The following is a 1,705-nucleotide window of genomic DNA, read 5'->3' on the forward strand; positions in this document are numbered from 1 at the left end:
GCCTGCCCGTCGATGGTGAGCCGGGCGCCGCGCGGGGTGCGGGTGAACAGCCGCACGCCGAGGGTGCGCTCCAGCGCGGCGATGCGCTTGGAGACGGCCTGCTGGGTGACCGCGAGCTCGGCCGCGGCCTCCTGGAACTGCCCCGCGTCGGCGGCGGCGACGAAGGTCCGGACGGTGTCGAGGTCCATGTCGGCACCCTAGGGGCACAACCGTTGGTTGTGGCCGGGCGGGCCCGCGGTTGTTTGACCCCTGGGTGTGGCGCTCGCTTTGATGCTTCCGGTCGCGGATCGGTTGTGCGGGTGAGGGGCGGGGGCGGCGGGCATGAGAAGCGGGCACCGGCTGGGACGTCTGCGCGGACATCGGCTGGGGCGGCGGTTCGGGTGGTTCTGGGGAGCGTACGGAACCAGTGCGCTCGGCACGTGGCTCGCCTTCGGCGCGTTCCCGCTGATCGCCATCCGGGTGCTGGGCGCCGGACCGGCCGAGGTCGCCGTGCTCTCCTCCGTGGGGGCCGCGGTGGGCGCGGCCGTGGCGGTGCCGCTCGGTCCGTGGGTGGAGTTCCGCCGCAAGCGGACGGTGCTGATCGCCACGGACCTGGTGCGGTTCGCGGCGCTGCTGACGATTCCCGCCGCGTTCGCGTGCGGCGCGCTCACCTTCCTTCAGCTCCTGCTGGTCTCGGTCGTCGTCGCGGCGGCCGACATCACCTTCCGCGCCGCGTCCGGCGCGTACCTGAAGACGCTGCTGGCGGCCGGGGACCTGCTCGTCGCCAACGCCCGGCTGGAGTCCACGGCGTGGACGACCACGATCGTCGGACCGCCGCTGGGCGGCGCCGCGATCGGGCTCCTCGGTCCGGTGGCGACGGTGGTGGCCGACGCGGTCAGCTATCTGCTCTCGGCCCTGGGCATCCGCGCGGCGGGCGGGCACGAGCCGCCGCCCGGGCGCCGGGAGGACGCGCGCATGCGGGCCGGGGACCTGCTCGACGGCTGGCGGTTCATCCTCGCCGACGCGACACTGCGCCCGCTCTTCTTCAACACCGCCCTGTTCAACGGCCTGGTGATGGCCGCCCAGCCGCTGCTGGCCGTCCTGATGCTCGGCCGGCTCGGGTTCGCGCCGTGGCAGTACGGTCTCGCCTTCGCCGCGCCCTCGATCGGCGGCCTGCTCGGCTCGCGGCTGGCCCGACCGCTCGTCACCCGGTTCGGGCAGCACCAGGTCCTGGTCGTGGCCGGGGCGCTGCGCGCACTCTGGCCCGTCGGCCTGGCCTTCCTCGGGCCGGGCACCGGCGGGCTGCTGCTGGTGACGGGCGTCGAACTCGGGCTGATCTTCTGCTGCGGGGTCTTCAACCCCGTCCAGGCCACCTACCGCCTCGAGCGCACCGCGACCGACCGGGTCACCCGCACGCTGTCCGCGTGGGCGGTGACGACCAAGGCCTCGACCGCGCTCCTGACGGCCGTCTGGGGCGTGCTGGGCAGCCTGTTCGGCCCGCGTGCGGCCATCGGGCTGGCCGGTGTGCTCCTGCTGGCGACCCCGTTGCTGCTCCCCCGCCGCGCGGCGGCGCGTCCCTGCGAACCGGAGCCGTCACCGAGCCGCGTCTGACGGGTCGCGCGGTCTTCACGGGGATCGGGGCCGCTGTTCGGCATGGCGGTGGGGCCGACGCGGGTGCGGGCGTCGCGGTCGAGGACGAGACGGCCGGTCGCGCGTGGGCGCCCTG

2 protein-coding genes are annotated in these 1,705 nt (G+C 75.1%); one reads left to right on the forward strand and one right to left on the reverse strand.

From position 1 onward, the window contains the following. Nucleotides 1–188, reverse strand: a 188-nt coding sequence (locus ABZV34_RS39160) for a LysR family transcriptional regulator (protein ID WP_356287971.1), incomplete at its 3' end; no start/stop codon positions are given. Nucleotides 189–321: 133 nt separating this feature from the next. Here ABZV34_RS39160 and ABZV34_RS39165 point away from each other — a divergent pair. Then, complete coding sequence (locus tag ABZV34_RS39165; protein ID WP_356287973.1) at nucleotides 322–1,590, forward strand: MFS transporter; 1,269 nt, start codon at nucleotides 322–324, stop codon at nucleotides 1,588–1,590. The last annotated feature ends 115 nt before the right edge of the window (nucleotides 1,591–1,705 follow it).

Origin of the sequence: Streptomyces sp. NPDC005195 (genome assembly GCF_040608315.1) — a bacterium.
Classification (GTDB): domain Bacteria; phylum Actinomycetota; class Actinomycetes; order Streptomycetales; family Streptomycetaceae; genus Streptomyces; species Streptomyces kaempferi.